The organism is Sphingobacterium sp. BIGb0165 (assembly GCF_024810095.1).
Classification (GTDB): Bacteria; Bacteroidota; Bacteroidia; order Sphingobacteriales; family Sphingobacteriaceae; genus Sphingobacterium; species Sphingobacterium detergens.
This window is the reverse complement of record NZ_JANUEB010000004.1, coordinates 529,633-546,007: the sequence shown is the minus strand read 5'-3', so window position 1 is coordinate 546,007 and position 16,375 is coordinate 529,633. Positions and strand designations below refer to the sequence as shown.

The 16,375-nt window shown below is 41.6% G+C and carries 13 protein-coding genes; 7 read left to right on the top strand and 6 right to left on the bottom strand.

Annotated features, from left to right (window positions below; translation table 11 throughout):
* Positions 1-40: 40 nt before the first annotated feature.
* Positions 41-1,327 (bottom strand): CitMHS family transporter, encoded by a 1,287-nt coding sequence (locus M2408_RS11815; protein WP_259181998.1) that lies wholly within the window; start codon positions 1,325-1,327, stop codon positions 41-43.
* Positions 1,328-1,347: 20 nt separating this feature from the next.
* Entirely contained in the window at positions 1,348-2,013 is a 666-nt protein-coding gene (locus M2408_RS11810) for a DUF2490 domain-containing protein (protein WP_259181996.1), read from the bottom strand.
* A 174-nt stretch (positions 2,014-2,187) separates the two neighbouring features.
* On the opposite strand from M2408_RS11810, the gene M2408_RS11805 reads away from it, so the two are divergent.
* Both M2408_RS11805 and M2408_RS11800 read left to right on the top strand, forming a co-directional pair.
* Positions 2,188-3,306, top strand: coding sequence for a sensor histidine kinase (locus tag M2408_RS11805; RefSeq protein ID WP_259181995.1), 1,119 nt, complete (start codon positions 2,188-2,190; stop codon positions 3,304-3,306).
* A complete protein-coding gene (locus tag M2408_RS11800) occupies positions 3,294-3,989 on the top strand; it encodes a LytTR family DNA-binding domain-containing protein (RefSeq protein ID WP_259181994.1) in 696 nt (231 codons plus the stop codon). Before M2408_RS11805 ends, M2408_RS11800 begins: the two co-directional genes overlap by 13 nt.
* Positions 3,990-3,993: 4 nt before the next feature.
* Here the strand turns inward: M2408_RS11800 and M2408_RS11795 are convergent, their stop codons facing one another.
* The gene (locus M2408_RS11795) at positions 3,994-4,605 is read right to left on the bottom strand and encodes a hypothetical protein (RefSeq protein ID WP_259181992.1); all 612 of its coding nucleotides are present in this window, start codon (positions 4,603-4,605) and stop codon (positions 3,994-3,996) included.
* Between the two features lie 468 nt (positions 4,606-5,073).
* Here M2408_RS11795 and M2408_RS11790 point away from each other — a divergent pair, with 468 nt between their 5' ends.
* The 4 genes from M2408_RS11790 (at position 5,074) to M2408_RS11775 (ending at position 9,624) form a co-directional block, all read left to right on the top strand.
* Positions 5,074-5,430 (top strand): hypothetical protein, encoded by a 357-nt coding sequence (locus M2408_RS11790; RefSeq protein ID WP_259181991.1) that lies wholly within the window; start codon positions 5,074-5,076, stop codon positions 5,428-5,430.
* Between the two features lie 82 nt (positions 5,431-5,512).
* Positions 5,513-6,301: a GLPGLI family protein gene (locus M2408_RS11785; RefSeq protein WP_259181990.1), complete on the top strand. Its 789-nt coding sequence runs from the start codon at positions 5,513-5,515 to the stop codon at positions 6,299-6,301.
* Positions 6,294-8,963 carry a carboxypeptidase-like regulatory domain-containing protein gene (locus tag M2408_RS11780; protein WP_259181989.1) on the top strand — a complete coding sequence of 890 codons (2,670 nt, stop codon included), beginning with the start codon at positions 6,294-6,296 and terminating at the stop codon, positions 8,961-8,963. The genes M2408_RS11785 and M2408_RS11780 overlap by 8 nt, the downstream gene beginning before the upstream one ends.
* A 352-nt stretch (positions 8,964-9,315) precedes the next feature.
* A complete protein-coding gene (locus M2408_RS11775; RefSeq protein ID WP_259181988.1) occupies positions 9,316-9,624 on the top strand; it encodes a hypothetical protein in 309 nt (102 codons plus the stop codon).
* 62 nt (positions 9,625-9,686) lie between these two features.
* Here the strand turns inward: M2408_RS11775 and M2408_RS11770 are convergent, their stop codons facing one another.
* The 3 genes from M2408_RS11770 to M2408_RS11760 all read right to left on the bottom strand — a co-directional run bounded on the left by M2408_RS11770 (position 9,687) and on the right by M2408_RS11760 (position 13,835).
* Positions 9,687-12,017 carry a GAF domain-containing protein gene (locus M2408_RS11770; protein ID WP_259181986.1) on the bottom strand — a complete coding sequence of 777 codons (2,331 nt, stop codon included), beginning with the start codon at positions 12,015-12,017 and terminating at the stop codon, positions 9,687-9,689.
* A gap of 97 nt (positions 12,018-12,114) precedes the next feature.
* Positions 12,115-12,681 carry a hypothetical protein gene (locus tag M2408_RS11765; RefSeq protein WP_259181985.1) on the bottom strand — a complete coding sequence of 189 codons (567 nt, stop codon included), beginning with the start codon at positions 12,679-12,681 and terminating at the stop codon, positions 12,115-12,117.
* Between the two features lie 92 nt (positions 12,682-12,773).
* The gene (locus M2408_RS11760; protein WP_259181983.1) at positions 12,774-13,835 is read right to left on the bottom strand and encodes an acyl-CoA desaturase; all 1,062 of its coding nucleotides are present in this window, start codon (positions 13,833-13,835) and stop codon (positions 12,774-12,776) included.
* Positions 13,836-14,072: 237 nt separating this feature from the next.
* Between M2408_RS11760 and M2408_RS11755 the strand changes: the two genes are divergently transcribed.
* The gene (locus M2408_RS11755; protein WP_259181982.1) at positions 14,073-16,301 is read left to right on the top strand and encodes a glycosyltransferase; all 2,229 of its coding nucleotides are present in this window, start codon (positions 14,073-14,075) and stop codon (positions 16,299-16,301) included.
* Positions 16,302-16,375 lie beyond the last annotated feature (74 nt).

Here is a 16,375-nt window from a genome sequence, read left to right as displayed (position 1 = left end):
GTACGAGTGAAATATAATGAAATTATCTCAGATTATAGGGTTAAATAGTGCCCAGCATGACGGCAGCCAATAACATGACAACTGAGGATCCTATGGCCCATTTTAAAGTATATCGGAGATGGTCCGCATAATGTACACCCGCGAGTGACACCAATAAATAGGTGGAAGGAACCAGCGGGCTCAGCAGGTGGGAGGCCTGGCCGACAAGACTGGCACGCCCGAGTATATCCGCGGGAATCCCCAATTTATGGCCTGTTGCGGCCACAATAGGCAGGATACCAAAATAATAGGCATCATTTGTCAGAAAAAATGTGAGCGGCACACTGAAAATTGCGGTTATTATACTCAGCTGCATGCCCCAGCCTTTTGGAACAATACCAATCATACTATTGCCCATGGCCTGCATAATCCCTGTACCATTGAGGATCCCTGTGAAAATGCCGGCTCCAAAGATCATTCCCGCAACCGATAATGCATTGCCGGCATGTTTTGCCATTATTTTTTGCTGATCTTTTAATTTAGGATAGTTGATAACCGAGGCAATACAGAATGCCACCATAAAGGCAATGCCCAAAGGTGCGATATCCAGAATCATAACCACAAGCAGGCTAAGGGTAAGCAGGAGATTGATCCAGATTAATTTGGGCCGAAGCAGCGCCGGATCCAGATCGCCGGCAATGCCAGTATTTGCATATTTCTTGAATTTGCCCTGTTTGGCAATACGCCGCTTTTCCCGTACCCCTAAAATATAGGCCACAATTAACACCCAGCAAATGCCTATCGCCATAATGGGAATCATAGGCACAAAAATTTCGGTATGCCCTAGTTTGAGCGAACTCATTACCCGAGCAGTGGGACCGCCCCAGGGAAGGATATTCATAATACCCCCGGCGAGCATCACAATGCAAGTCAGCACCAATGGGTTGATGCCCTGTTTTTTGTATAAGGGCAGCATGGCCGCAACCACAATAATGTAAGTAGAGGAGCCATCACCATCGAGCGAAACCAGGGTAGTTAATATTGCTGTACCAAGGGTGGTTTTGACGGGATTATCGCCAACCGCCTTCAATATGATATTGACCAGCGGTTCGAAAAGCCCCGTGTCTATCATTAAGCTGAAATATAGAATGGCAAATAGCAGCATGACACCGGTCAACGCGATCTCCTTTACACCATTTTTCATCATTTCACCAAGATCGGGCCCAAACCCCGCAAGTAGGGCTACCGTCACCGGAATAATGACTAAGGCGGTAATCGGTGTCATTTTCTTGAGCATAATCAAGAGCATAAAAATGACTATCATCAAAAAGCCGAGGAATGTAAGCATAGCTAAGAATGTTTATGTTATTATTTATTTTTTCTCCAATCGAAATTGTTTCTGTAGCCGACATAGGCATAGTTGCTGGGTCTGCCTGTCTCTACCTGATTGATCCAGGCGATTTCGACAGCGGCATTTTTACCCAGTTTCCGGCCGAAACCTGCCGTTAGGCGATTGCTGTCAAAGGGTTCATCTTTTTTTGCATTCATCCGGATCTCATTCTTGAGAATGCCATAGTATTGTTCGGGTTGGTCAGCTTTGTTAAAGGGGATCCGCAATGAAATCAGGTAGCGCAGGCGGAGTACAAACTCATTGGGGTTGTTGATAAAACGTTCTTCAACCCGAAAACGGTGCGAGACCGACGTACGCCCGATATTTCCGCCTAAACTGACTTGCTGAAAGGGTCTTTTTTCGTAACGTGTTCTTTTTCCACCGTCTGCTTTATAGGAATTCAAGGTGAGAAACATCGCACCCAATGCAGGTCTGACATCATCAGCAACCTCATAATCCACGTAAGCCGAGACCAAAAACAAGCGCGTGTCATAAGCCAAATCAAAGGAACGATATTGCGACAGCGCCGTGAGTGTGCTCTTGTCGGTCAGTTTGGCGGATAACAGGTATTGAAACCACATATTATAGGTATCACTGCGCTGCGCATACGCCAGCGAACTAAACGCCAGCAAAATGATGGACATAAAAAATATCTTGATGCTCATGTAAGTTTATATTGGTATCCCTTTCACCCAAATATATTTATAAGCGGATTTGATAATTTTATTTTTCAATCAACGACAGTTTTTATCAGTAAACTGCAGTTTGACCTCCCAAAAAGATCTTATATTTGATTGAGTTGAAATCCAGGATAAACAATGCTGTTGGTTGTAAATATTGTCTTTTTATTATTGGTTTTTAGGATCTTGCTGAATTCCAGGATCCTCGAAAAACTGATGCAGTCGCATTGGGGACTTTTGGTGAAACTGCAGCATATTTTCTTCCTATCGGTGTTTTTGTTGCTGACGATCTTTACCGAAAATTACTTTTTGGATATGCCGGAATTGGTCTGGGGGGTACTGGTCGTCTTTCTTTTCAATGTGGGCATCTACTATCTGGTCTATTTTTATCTTGTTCCGCAGTTTTATCTAGCCAATAAATACCCCAAATTTATTCTCTATTCGCTGATCTATTTTCTGGTATCAAGTCTCTTTCGGATTTTGTTGGAACCGGCGGTCTTCGACGTTCGTTTTGACGAAAACCTTTCCAATACAACCTTTCTGTTCAATGTATATATTGTACAGGGTATTGTTATCCTGGTTGCATCTTTTTTGGGGATCACAAAAGATAAATTTCTGATCGAAAAGGATTATGAAGATCTGGGGGAAGAAAAAGAAAAGTTACACCTGGATCTCCTTAAATCCAAATTAAATCCGCATTTTCTATTCAATATCCTGAACAATATTTATTCAGGTAGCATTCGTTCAGCTGAAAACACCTCAGCATCTATCTTACAGCTCAGTAAGCTGCTGCAGTATGTGATCTATGATACCAATAAAACCAAGATAAGCATCGCCAGGGAATTTGCATCGATTGTCTCCCTGATCGACCTGTATCAGCTCCGCTACAATAATCAGCTTAACATCCGCTTTGACTTGCGGCAGGAGGAAGCGCTGGAGCTTATTGAGATTCCACCAGCAATTTTCCTGACCATATTTGAAAATGCGCTCAAGCACAGTGCTCTTGGTATAGAGGCTGACAGCTTCATCACAATCAGGTATACCTTAGGGGAGCGTGAGTTTTTGTTTGAGGTCGAGAACTCCGTGGCCGAACACAAGAATTTGTCGGATAACCTGACGGATAGTGGGCTGGGGAATACAGCGATTCTTTCGATACTGGAAAAATACTATCCGGAGAAATTTACTTTTAGGGCTGGTCTACGTGAAGACAATAGTTATCAGACTAGATTACAAATTGAATATTTATGGCAAGATTGAGCATAGTAGGGGTTGATGACGAATACCCAGCATTGGAGCTTATTGAGCACTACTGCAGTCAAATAGCGGATGTGGAGCTCGTAGCGCTATTTCAACACCCAAAGGAAGCGTTAGATTATCTTACAAAAAACCCGATAGATCTCGTTATCCTGGATATCAATATGCCTTTTATCAATGGTATTGATCTCTTATTGAACTTGCCGTATAAGCCCCTGTGTATTTTTCTGACGATGGAAACCCAATATGCTGTAAAGGCCTTTGAATTGGATGTGATCCATTACCTGGTCAAACCGGTGGATTTTGCGGGCTTTAACAAAGCGATTTTAAAAGCAAAAGATTTCTTGCAGTTCCGCGATTCGATGGAAAAAAAGAAAAAGGAAGAATATATCATGTTTAAATCGGATTATATCATGAACAAGATCTTGCTGGCAGATGTCCGATGGGTACAGGGATGTGGCGAGTATATTGTGCTTGTTACGCCTTTTAAAAAATATATGATCCTTGATCGCATGTCAAACTTTGAAGAAAAATACCGCGATCTCGGTTTTATCCGTATTCATAAATCCTATATTGTACTGGGAGCCCATATTACCTCGTATGATATGGCTTACGTCCATTTGAAGGACGGGGAGAAGCTACCACTGGGTCGGACCTATAAAAATCAGTTGAAGAGCCTATTCTAATAGGCTATTTCTTTTTAACGAATACGTATTTAATATTGTACCAGGCTACTTCATCATGCTCATTTTTCATCTCTTCAGGCCCTTTAAAAAAAGGTTCACTGTCATTAAAATAACGGGAATAGGTGACTTCACCTGAATTGTGACCATTTCGACCAGTAAAAAAAGGTGGGCTATTCCTTTGAAAGTTATAAAAACAGACATAGTGCTCTATCGTATCTTGTTTTTTCATACCATAAAACTCCCAAAAATCGGCATAACGATTCCAGCGGAAAATACTGTCTTTCCGTTGCTCAAATCTAAAATTATTGATTTCATACTCAAACGGTCGTTCGAAAATACTGTCCTTGCGAACGGTTAAGGTGTCGTAAAAGTAATCCGCCAGCTTGGTTGAGTTCCAGAAAGATTCTGGTTTTTCCTGAGCAGAAACATCAATACCGCCCTTGGGGGAACCTTTATACGCTTTAAAAGCGATAACTTCTTTCCGTAGATAGGTGTAGGTATCTAACAGGGCCTTGGGTTTTTCCGGTAACTCAGGTGTACTGTTGTCCTTACTGCATCCATAAATAAAAGTGGTGACGGAAAATAAAAATAGGACGATATTGGTTGTTATTCTCATAAAATGATTTTAATCTATGTAAAGTCGCAACTGGATATTTGTTGTTTTAGTGTGCGTTTGTTTCCTTAAACAATATACTAAGATAGTGATATTTAAGTTAACGCTATGTGAAATAGAAAAAATAGCTTTCTTGGCTCCCACGGAGTTGTATTACAGATGTTTCTCTCTGCAGCTTTGGGAAGAGGGCTGAGCGTTGGCGACCAGTCGGAAGCTGATACGCTACAGTAAGCGAAAACTTCCACAATGGATAACAAGGCGCACCCGAACGGTGCGCCTTACACATTTAAATGGAATTGGAGGCCCAGTCCAATCATTTAATCATACGGATATATACATGAGTATCGCGAATCGTGAAGCAGCTGTAGCGAATATTAAAGGGGCATTTTTTCATACCATCCTACACTATACTTTTATAATCAAATAGGGCGTAGGTCTGCTCTATAATTGTTCAAATTAAACCAAAATAAAATGAAAAAATTATTCATGAGTGTGGTAGCCGTGGCTGTTATGTCATCAGCTGCATTTGCAGGTACGGGAAAAGCACCAAGCAACAAAACTGTTGAAACGAAAGCTGTAAGCGAAAAGGTGGAGGCACCGAAGATGGTCCACACTTCATCTGACGGTAAAAGAAGTATTGAAATGGTTGAAATCAAAACGGCTAATTCATCGAAATTGAGATGTACCTTCCGAATCGATTATTACTTGGGTGGACAATATGACGGTTCGGTAACGATCACCGGGAATTATTCCAGCTGTGGTGGTTTCTTCTGCCGGATGAAGGAGTTGTTGACGGATACCTATGGTAGCAATGCTTATTACAACTAATAGCAGAGTCGCTAAGTTAATCATCAACAAAAATTAAACCTGAAAGTGGACCTCTGGGTTCACTTTCACATCTTTCAGTACTATGAGATCTTATTTTTTATTTTGTTTATTATTATGTTCAGCCTGGGGAGTGCAAGCCCAGAAATTACAGGCCCTGTATGAATATATTCCTTCCGGGGTTGCGACCTTTCGGGAGCATGTGTACTTTGAAAATGGTGTAAAAACTGTTGTTCGCGATTCAATTCCCGTTGCGCGGGATACCAATTCCGTTGACCTCGATCAGGACCCTGGAAGCATATTTGATTTATCACTCGACGCAGGCAAAAATTTTAGACGGGTTGTCATCCAAAAAAGTAACCATAAGGAAATACTGGAAACACGATCGCTGAATGGCGCCAACTATTTGGTAAGCGATAAATTTCCGGACCTGATCTGGAATACTGACTACAGCAGCACCGATACCCTGGGAAAATATATATGCCACAAGGCTACAGCAAATTACCGCGGCACGACGCTGGTCGCTTACTATACCAACAGCATTCCGGTACCTGTAGGGCCCTATAAATTTGGTGGGCTGCCCGGGCTTATCGTGATGTTGTACAATGAAAGTGCAAATCCAAATTACTGGATCCTCAAAGAAATAGCATATCCCTATGCGGGCGATATCCCTGTACAGGAATCCTACGTCTATGCATTGCCTAAATTGACACTGCAGGATTATATCCAGAAATATGAGGCAATTTCAGAGGAGAAAAAACGTATCCTTGAGAGTAAATTTCCCGCTAGCGAAGTTGTTATCGAGGAAAGGATCAAGGCGCGGGGTACAGTGGAGCAAGTTTACGAATGGGAACAGAAAAGCTCGAATGAATAAGTGTCTACTGTTTTTGATTTGCGGGCTCTGCATTCTTTTTTCCCGTGCACAGGCTCAGGTATCCGTCCAGGGGGAAGTAACCTCAAATGGGCAACCTGTCGGCAGTGCACGTGTAGAACTTCGCTTATCGAAAGGCGCGGGTCTGTTGGGCTATACCTTTACGGATGGAGCAGGCCGGTATCGACTGGCTGTAAAACAACAGGGAACGCAGATTTTATACTTTCAGGCACTGAGTTATGTGCCGGTTGAACGCACAATTGACATCGGCACGACTGATACAACAGTCAATGTGCAGCTGATTGCCGGTGGGGTAGAACGCTTGGCCGAAGTACTGGTCCATGCAAAGCGCCCCTATAGACTCGGTAGGGATACCATTGAGCTGAGTGCAAAATCATTTCTTCAGGGTGATGAACGTACGGTGGAGGACTTATTAAAGAAGATCCCCGGACTGAATGTCGGTACCGATGGAAGTATCAAGATCGGAAACAAGGAGGTAGAGAAGGTCATGGTGGAAGGCGACGATCTCTTCGAAAAGGGCTATCGACTACTGACACAAAATATGTCTGTACAGCCTGTGGATAAAATCCAGATCCTACAGCGCTATTCCAACAACAAACATCTGAAAGGGGTTGAAAATTCGGATAAGATCGCCCTTAATATCCAGCTCAAGGCGGATAGCAGGAACCAATGGGTGGGATCGGCTGCTGTTTCGGCCGCACCAGTCGGAAAACAGTATTATCAGGCAAGTGCCAGCTTAATGAATTTTGGCAAGAAAAATAAGTACTATCTGCTGGGAGCTGCCAATAACAATGGTTTTGATGCCGTCAGCAGTATCAATCACCTGTTGTATCCAAACCAGACTGACGAACCAGGGCAGATAGGTGCCGGAGTGGTGACGCCAACACTGATTGATAATATGCCGGATTTCCCGGACTTTGATTACAAAAGGACCAATTTCAACCGGGATAAATTGCTTTCTTTCAATACCATTCTGAATCCGACAAAAAAGCTGAAAGTAAAGTGGCTAGGCTTTATTAATCCAACAAAAAAGTCCTTCTACCGAAATAGTATCCAGGATTACCATATTGAGGATCTGCAATTTACCAATACCGAAAACTATGAATTTAACAGGAATATAAACAATTATTTTTCAAAATGGGAACTGCAGTATGACCTCAATCAAAAATCTACGCTGACCTACTCCGGAAATCTGGGATCACTCCATAAACAGGATGTGGGCAATCTCTCGTTCAATGGCATCGGTAGCACGGAACTGACGGCCAGCAAAGGGAATCTGACCAATCACAATATGAGCTATACGCATAAATTTTCCGAACGTGATGTCCTCGTCAGCTCGGCACGCTGGATCCGCCAGCGATCACCGGTCGATTATAGCATAGACCAGTATTATTACGAAGACCTTTTTCAGGTCGGCGACATCGCTGCTGTGACACAACATATCGAAAATAAGCTAGATTATATTGGCTTTACATCGCACTATGTCCGGAGATCAAAAAACGGAAACTTTATGGAAGTTGCACTGCTCAACGAATATAAAGTGCAGCAGCTCGAAACCGAATTAGCCCTAAATCGGGAAAATGATCCTCCGGTCCATCCTGTAGGCTTTTCCAATCAGATTGATCTACGGACGAATCAAATGGGTATCATTGCGAAGTACAGCATCAAGCATGGGAAATGGGAGTGGACACCCAAATTGCAGGCTTGGTACCTTCATAGCAGTCTCGACAGGGCCGGAAACAGTCAGAACAGAAATAATGGGTTGATCAGCCCCAGTATATCCGGGAAATGGATGATATACCCAAAAGGAAAACTAGAAGGCCAGCTTTCCTTTCAGCAAAAGAATACTGAACTCGTGGACGTGACTTCCAATTATTACAGTACAGGTCTCCGTAGCTTTGTCAAGGGATTGGATAATATGGCAACATTAAGCAGTTCGGATGGGTTATTGACCTATACACATGGGAGCATGATGGACAAGTTTTATGCAAATCTTTCCATCGGTTATACCAGCATGTTTGATTATTTCAGCAATCAAAACGATATCGGAGTCAACTACAACCTGAGTGAAAAGATCTTGCTGAAAGACCGAAAAGACAGATTTTATAAATTGCAGCTCAATTATTATTTAAAAACACTGAATGGAAATATACGTCTGGATATTGGGGGGAATTCCTCGGCTTATCAGGCCACTGTCGTTGGCGTCGGTGCACGCCAGATACGTCTGTTCTCACAAGAATATGCACTATCATTCCGCAGTGCATGGAAGTCAAGGCTAAATATCTATACAGGCTACAGCGTACAATCTACCGCTTATACAAGTGAACGAAAGGATCAGTTAAAAAATACCAAGGCTTTCATGAATGTTTTTTTGAATATGGGGAAAGGTCTGCAGGCAAGCCTGAAAAATGAGTCCTATCGCTTCGGTGATTTTCTCGGCACAGATGCAAAAACGTATTATTTTTCAGATTTTGCAGTTTTTTACGATGCAAAAAAGATCAAGACCAGGTTTGATATCACAGCAAAAAATATACTGAATACACGCCAATTTAGAAATGCTGTGGTGACGGATACCTACCGGAGCATCACCGAATATAGACTCTTGCCCCGCTATATTGCAATAGGTGCTGAATATAGTTTCTAAGGTTTGTGTAACCCTTTCGCCACTAACCAGTATCCTAAACCTTAAATCAAAGGTGAATGGCTTCAAGACCGATCAGCCTTTGTAAATCCTCAACTTCAAATTTCCCATATCATTGTTCCATCAGGGTAAGAATTTCCCTTGGAGATGTATTACAGACAGTGCTTACTGCCTAACCCAATCATTTAACCATGCGGATATATATATAAATATCGCGAATCGTGAAGCAGCTGTAACGAATATCAAAGGGTCATTTTTTCATATCACCCTACGCAATACTTTTATCATCAGATAGGGCGTAGGACTGCTCTATAATTGTTCAAATTAAACCAAAAAATGAAATGAAAAATTATTCATGAGTGTGGTAGCCGTGGCCGTTATGTCATCCACTGCATTTGCAGGTACAGGAAAAGCACCGAGCTACAAAACTGTTGAAACGAAAGCTTTAAGCGAAAAGGTGGAAGCACCGAAGATGGTCCACACCTCAGCTGACGGTAAAAGAAGTATCGAAATGGTTGAAATCAAGACTGCAAATACTCCTAAAATGAAATGTGTCTTCAAAATCAATTACTACGTGAATGGAGAATATGATGGTTCGGTAACGATTACCGCTAATCGTACTAGCTGCGGTGAATTCTTCTGTACAATGAGGGGGCTATTGTAATCAGCTAATTATCAAAAATAATTAAATCCGAAAGTGGACCTCTGGGTTCACTTTCACTTCTTTCACCAATTATCCTGCACTTTAAATCCAACGCGAATCGCTTTAAGACCGATCAGTCCCTGTAAATCCTCGACCTCAAATTTTTCAATATCATCATCCAATAAACCCTTGTGCTTAAGTAAGTTGATGTATCCCAAGTACTCTGTTTTTTCATGAGCATGTGAATAGACAATGACCAGTTTACCTTTTTGGGTAATACGCTCTGTCGAACCTTTGATCTTGGCTTTGTCAATACGTTTTTTTGCGATTTCGTAACGTACATTGTAGGATCCGTCAACATCAAACTGTTTTTCATCCATTTTGAAACGGATAGAAATCGGTGTCGCAAAGACCAGAATCAGCGAGGCTACTTCCAGCTGATGTGGTAGTTCGGGCTGCAGCACTCTGAACTGACTTTCCATTTCGCACATGACCTGCAATTGCCATAAGCGCAAGTTTTTGAGGTAATAGAGCTCGAAATTTTTATCCGGCGCAATGGAAGCGCCAATGTAGAGGTTATGCTCAATACCGTCTGTTTTATAGCGCTCGTAATAATGGGGGAAATAGTCCTGCGCCTCAACCTGTTTTTCGTCAAGGATCGCAACCAGCTTTTTATTGATCAGGGTGATCGAGTTGTCGTAATCCTGGCGCGCTTCATAGAATCCGCCCAAGGCTGGGTTTATTCGATCGAAATAGGCATCAATTGCCGCAACGATAGGACTAGTTTTATTGCTTTTCCGAAAGTTGTCCAGAATGGGATGCACATCTAGATTAAAATGATCCAAGATAACCTGTTCGGTATCGGTGGAAAGCGAATGGTCCAGGGTCTCCAGGTTCCGCTCCAGGTCAAAGACCTTCTGTTCAAACAGAGGTAAACTATGCTGCTCGTTTATTGCCGTGAAAAGTGCGATGAGATCAGTCGCCTGGTTGATCAGATCCTGCTTAATGGCTTGATTTCTGGATTCCGAAGAGCCCTGCACATCAATCTGGCCATAAAGCGGATAAACATGTTCAAAGACAATTTCTTGTAAGGTGTAATCCTTTCCAAAAGCTCTATCGTTGAGGTAGTGGATTGCCTCTTCCTGAAAGCGCCATTTGACACTGGGATGAATCGAGGTATATTCTTTTTGGATGATCGCCTCAATCTGGTTCTCCGTTTCAGAAAATGCCTTGGATACTTTGTCCTTTATAAAAGGTAAGACAACGTCCAGCTTATTCGCATTGACCGAATTCAGTGCGCGTACCTTGGAGGAGGACATTTCCAATATACCGAGTACCTTGTCATCCTGTATCAAAGGGGCAAAGATAAAGCTCTTCACATGCTGCTGTTTTAGTTTGTTGATAAAAAACGCTTTTTTCGGATCCGTCGTGGGTAATTGATCGATGTCCGGAACAACCAGCAGCTCTTCCTTTTTAAGCATATTTTCCAAAGTTTCATTACAGAGCATTTCCTGACATTCGGCAATCGTCGAATCGTAAAGCAGATGACTGTACAGTTGCTTTTCGACGATTCTCAAATTAAACTCTTCTCTGACTTTTTCAAAGGAGGTCAATCCGATCCGCAGATCGTCTATTTTGTAGATGGATCTGAAAATATCTTGAATTTCTTCCATCTGAGCCGCCTTGTCTTCACGCAATAAATTACTTTTGAAGCTTGACACGGCATTCTCTGTCGTCGCATCAAAAAGGGTCATAATGGAGAAACCTTTCAGTATCCAGCTTTGTTCAGGAAATTTAGACTTCCAAAGGACGATATCCGAAAAATTGTCAATCAGTTCAATAATATCCTCTTCAGAAAGTTCCACTGCACGATCCGTAGGAAGAATATCCATAAAATCTGCATTGAACAGCACCCGATAATGATGCATAATGTTATTTTTATCCGGAATATCCAGGAATATCGGCGTATCCATGGCATCAACTTTTATACCATAGTACTGACTGATGATCATACAGCAATTCAAAATATAATAGGTATCTGGAGAGATATCGCGGTAGCTAAAATCGTAATGATCGCCGGCATCACGAAGAATATTGTCTAAACGTTCGCTATGATTGAAGGTATATAAATAGAACGGGATCGTAATGGCCTTGATTTCATTCTTTGTCAGTGATCTGGGGAACAGATCCGCTACTAGGACTTTGATAATCGGTTCATAGGGGTGTAGATCCTCGGTTTTTTCAATTCCGTTGACAAGTGCCGGATATTTTTTGATTTCTTCCAGCAAAGATTTAGCATAAGCAGCCTGGAATTCAACTTCGGACAAGGCCGTTTCCTCAAAAGATTTGATAATCTTATGAAAAGCGATCAGGGTCTTAAAAGGACTGGAATCAAAGGTGAAGTTAAACTGCATAGCGCTTGTTTCTGATAAATTAGCTAATTATTGGACTCACACAAAAGTATGAAATAATCAGTTATTGATTAGACAAATCTCACCAAACGATTCACTTTTATTCCTGTTTAATAATAATGCCTAAATGAAGGCAATGTTCTTCCCAAGGCACTTTAATAAGGCGGCTATGTGCGTTTTGCGGAATGATAGTTTTCGATGTCGATAAGTAATATTGCTTTTTTTGTCCACTTATCGTGCTCTCCTTTAAATCAGGGATTTTTTTTAGACTTCGCTGCAATGCGGCATAAAATGCTTTGATAGATTTGTCAGGCTGCTTCATAATCTGGCGAAGATGAATTGTTTCTCTCGTTTTCTCAGTTTCACAGCCACCGCTTCCGACGATCGAATGATCAGCTACAGGCGAATTGAAGAATAGACCGAACTCCCTTGACCCTAAATTTTCTGAAAAGGGGTAAGAGGAAAAGAAAAAACTATGATAATCAGGAGACGAAAAACAATCCACAAAATAGGCTGCATTTTCTTCGGAATATTTCACATAATTCCGCTTGCCTAACGTACCACTCATCATTTCAACATAGGCACCAACGCCATGCTTTTTCATCGTTTCGCTGCAATGCTGAAAAAATACGTCAACAGGTATTGCTATCCAAAAATATACGCCCATTTTTTATTCTTGCATTTGTTTCATTCTTTTTGTTACCTGCCTTTCAGGTGCAGCCTTGCGCAGCATAGAGCTACATCAGCATTGCTTTAAGTTTACCTTGACATCGCATGAATGACGCCGATATGCGACCTAAATGCCGCCCAGAATGTTTTAAATTCGTTATATTGTAATTTATACTCCTTACAGGTTTGTTTCACAATGCGATTAAGTGCCGGATAGTGTACATGGCTAATCTTTGGAAACAAGTGATGTTCCACCTGAAAATTAAGGCCTCCCAGCAACCAAGTCAATACTTTGCTCTTTGTTGCGAAGTTAGCTGTTGACTGGATCTGATGGATCATCCATTCTTCATCCACGCGTGACGCTTCAATGGTCTTGAATTCTGTTCCCGAAACCACATGGGCCAATTGAAATACAGTTGCCAGGCTCATTCCACAGACCACCCCGGCAATCAATAGACCAATTAGCGTAGGCAGCCAGCCAACAAATATAACGGGAACAACCACAAATAGCGTAAAATGTATCAGCTTACTTACCCAAAAAATAACACGCTCCCTGAAAGGAAAATGAAACTGCTCCTTATCATTGCCCATACGGCCGCGGAAGTATTTTTCGTAATCCTGATAAAAGATCCAGGCGAGATAGGAGATACCGTATAACAGCGGAAAGTAAAAGCACTGATAGCGATGATGTTTTTTTAATTTTTGATCATGGTGTATGCGCATGAATTTGACCTCGATATCGTGATCCTCACCGTCGATATTGGTATAGGTATGATGGGCAATATTGTGTTTGAGTTTCCAGAAATAAATGTTGCCACCCAAGAGATTGAGTGAATAGGACAGTACAGTATTCAGTCGTTTATTGTCAGAAAACGAATTGTGTCCCGCATCGTGCATAATATTGAAACCAATAGCAGCGAGGTTAGCCCCAAAAATGGCGCATAATAGGATCGCAATACTCCAATGAAGCGGCGCGAATACCAAAAGAATATAGAGCAGAATAAAAGTGGTCAATAGAATGGAAGCTTTCAAATAAATTCTTCGATTGCCAGTTTTTTGCTTTGCTGAATTTATAAAATAGTGATTGATTTTTTGCTTTAAAGCTTTAGAAAACAATGTATTTACATTGTCGAATTTAACAGACTGGGACATGTGATTTTTTGCGCGGGAAATATGCTTTTACTTAATTTCCAATCTTTAGTGATTGGCTACTGTGAAGTTACAAAATATAATTGATCATCAATGTATAAATAAAGTTAAATTTCATCACAAATGAAAAAATCGAAATACTGGTTTTATTTGTGTACATTTATAGAACCTCCCTACGTGCAGCCCCTTGTTAAGAATACAAGATGATCGTATGCAAGGACTTCACATAAATAATCCACAATGATTTTAACGACGAAAAGAGGAATTGCATTCCTATCAACTTTTCCCCCTCGCGCCTGCGGTATTGCCACCTACACCACAGACTTAATGAAAGCCATTTCAAGTAAATTTCGGGATTCATACAACCTTATTCCGATACCAATCGTAGAGACTCGGAATCAGGCTAATTATGATCCAGCTCCGCTAGGTATACTGGAGATCGAGGATCCACTTTCATTTGATACAATATTTGAAAATATTCAACACCACAAAAATATTGATCTGGTCTGTATTGAACATGAGTTTGGTTTATTCGCTGGTCAGGAGGTCAAGTTCAGCTCTTTTCTTTCAGAACTTTACGCAGCACAGATCACCATTGTAATTACTTTTCATACGGTACTACCATCACCAGACAGTGCACTACTTGACCAAGTAGCTACTATTGCGGAATATTGTTCGCAGATTGTCGTCATGACTCAAAATTCTGCCGATATCCTTATTAGCGCTTATAAAATCGCTCCGAATAAAATCACCGTGATCGCACATGGGACGCATTTGGCTCCCGCAACAAATAAACGGGCAACACTAGAGCGATATAATCTACTGGACAAGAAAGTGCTCAGCACCTTTGGTCTACTGGGGCCAAGTAAAAGTATTGAAACAACATTATATGCACTTCCCGCTATTATTAAACAAAATCCAACTGTACTATTTCTTATTCTGGGGCAGACACACCCCACTTTGTTGCAACGGGAAGGGGAGACCTACAGAAATCAACTCGAGGAGATCATAAATAAACAGGGAATAGCAGATCATGTCAGGTTTGTGAATGAATTTCTTTCGATAGAGTCGCTATTAGCCTATCTATCCATCACTGATGTCTATCTCTTCACATCAAAAGATCCCCTCCAAGCCGTGAGCGGAACATTTTCTTATGCCTTGAGTTCGGGCTGTCCCATTGTTTCGACACCAATACCCCATGTCAGGGAGGTTCTGAAAGCAGATATGGGTACGATGATCGATTTCGAAGCATCGGATCAACTCGCTGAGGCCGTCAATCAAATTTTGGACGATACACCGAGACTAGAAAAAATCCGCCATGTGAATCTTCAAAAAATGGTGAAAACTTCTTGGCAAAATGTGGCTATAGCCCATGTCAATCTATTTGAACTCCTTATTGACGAAAAAAGGGATATGTTGTATTCTATTCCACCGCTCAACCTGGACCATATGTTCCGGATGTCAACAGAAAGAGCATTTGTTCAATTTGCAGATATCAGTATGCCCGACCTGAGCAGTGGTTATGCATTGGATGACAATGCCCGGGCCCTTATCGCGATGTTACATCACTATAAATTATACGAATCTCAGGAAGACCTTGGCTTGATAGAGAAATATTTGGGTTTCATTGACTACTGTATGCAAGACGATGGCACCTTTTTGAACTATGTAGACATTGACGGTAATTTTACCCCACAGAATAAACAAGAGAATCTCGAGGATGCCAATGGACGTGCTGTGTGGGCATTGGGCGAGGTCATTGGTTTAGCCAGTATTTTACCCGAGCGAATAGTCAAACCTGCTATTAAACTTTTGGAGCGAGCTTCCCAACATGCGCTAGTTTATTATTCAACACGGTCAATGGCCTTTACGATAAAGGGCTTAAGTTTTATGAAAGGCAAAAATTATAAAGCGATCATAGAAGTTTTGGCCGAGCGCTTGGTAGCCATGTTTGCGTATGAAAGTACTGCCGATTGGCAATGGTACGAATCCTACATGACCTATGGCAATAGTGTGATTCCGGAAGCATTGCTGGCTGCCTATGAGTCTACCGGCGATAAGAGATATCGGGACATCGCTTATCAATCCTTTGATTTTTTGTTGAGCAGAATTATTGTTGATAACGAAATCCATGTTATTTCCAATAAAGGTTGGGCACAACGTGATCAACCAACAACTCCTCCCAAAGGCGGGGAGCAGCCCATCGATGTTGCCTATACCATTATTGCGCTGGACAGATTTTACAGACATACAAAAGATGAAAACTATAAAAACACGATCCGGACAGCATTCGAATGGTTCTTAGGACGTAATCATATCCAGCAGATTGTCTATAATCCGGTGACGGGTGGCTGTTTTGATGGTCTAGAAGAGCGTACAATAAATATCAATCAGGGTGCAGAATCGACCATAAGTTATTTATTGGCGAGGCTGAAGATGGAAGCTTATTTATCCGAAAATCTAAGTTGAGGTATTGACTTTAAATAGTATCATAATACGTTTCATTACCAGCGTGTTATTGGAAAGAATCGAAAGGAGAGGCC

What these genes read in the sequence shown, in the direction of transcription:
- M2408_RS11775 (WP_259181988.1), top strand. Translation starts at nt 9,316, where the DNA reads ATGAGTGTGGTAGCCGTGGCCGTTATGTCATCCACTGCATTTGCAGGT.
- M2408_RS11785 (WP_259181990.1), top strand. Translation starts at nt 5,513, where the DNA reads ATGAGATCTTATTTTTTATTTTGTTTATTATTATGTTCAGCCTGGGGA.
- M2408_RS11810 (WP_259181996.1), bottom strand. Translation starts at nt 2,013, where the DNA reads ATGTCCATCATTTTGCTGGCGTTTAGTTCGCTGGCGTATGCGCAGCGC.
- M2408_RS11805 (WP_259181995.1), top strand. Translation starts at nt 2,188, where the DNA reads ATGCTGTTGGTTGTAAATATTGTCTTTTTATTATTGGTTTTTAGGATC.
- M2408_RS11815 (WP_259181998.1), bottom strand. Translation starts at nt 1,327, where the DNA reads ATGCTTACATTCCTCGGCTTTTTGATGATAGTCATTTTTATGCTCTTG.
- M2408_RS11795 (WP_259181992.1), bottom strand. Translation starts at nt 4,605, where the DNA reads ATGAGAATAACAACCAATATCGTCCTATTTTTATTTTCCGTCACCACT.
- M2408_RS11760 (WP_259181983.1), bottom strand. Translation starts at nt 13,835, where the DNA reads ATGTCCCAGTCTGTTAAATTCGACAATGTAAATACATTGTTTTCTAAA.
- M2408_RS11800 (WP_259181994.1), top strand. Translation starts at nt 3,294, where the DNA reads ATGGCAAGATTGAGCATAGTAGGGGTTGATGACGAATACCCAGCATTG.
- M2408_RS11770 (WP_259181986.1), bottom strand. Translation starts at nt 12,017, where the DNA reads ATGCAGTTTAACTTCACCTTTGATTCCAGTCCTTTTAAGACCCTGATC.
- M2408_RS11780 (WP_259181989.1), top strand. Translation starts at nt 6,294, where the DNA reads ATGAATAAGTGTCTACTGTTTTTGATTTGCGGGCTCTGCATTCTTTTT.
- M2408_RS11755 (WP_259181982.1), top strand. Translation starts at nt 14,073, where the DNA reads ATGATTTTAACGACGAAAAGAGGAATTGCATTCCTATCAACTTTTCCC.
- M2408_RS11765 (WP_259181985.1), bottom strand. Translation starts at nt 12,681, where the DNA reads ATGGGCGTATATTTTTGGATAGCAATACCTGTTGACGTATTTTTTCAG.
- M2408_RS11790 (WP_259181991.1), top strand. Translation starts at nt 5,074, where the DNA reads ATGAAAAAATTATTCATGAGTGTGGTAGCCGTGGCTGTTATGTCATCA.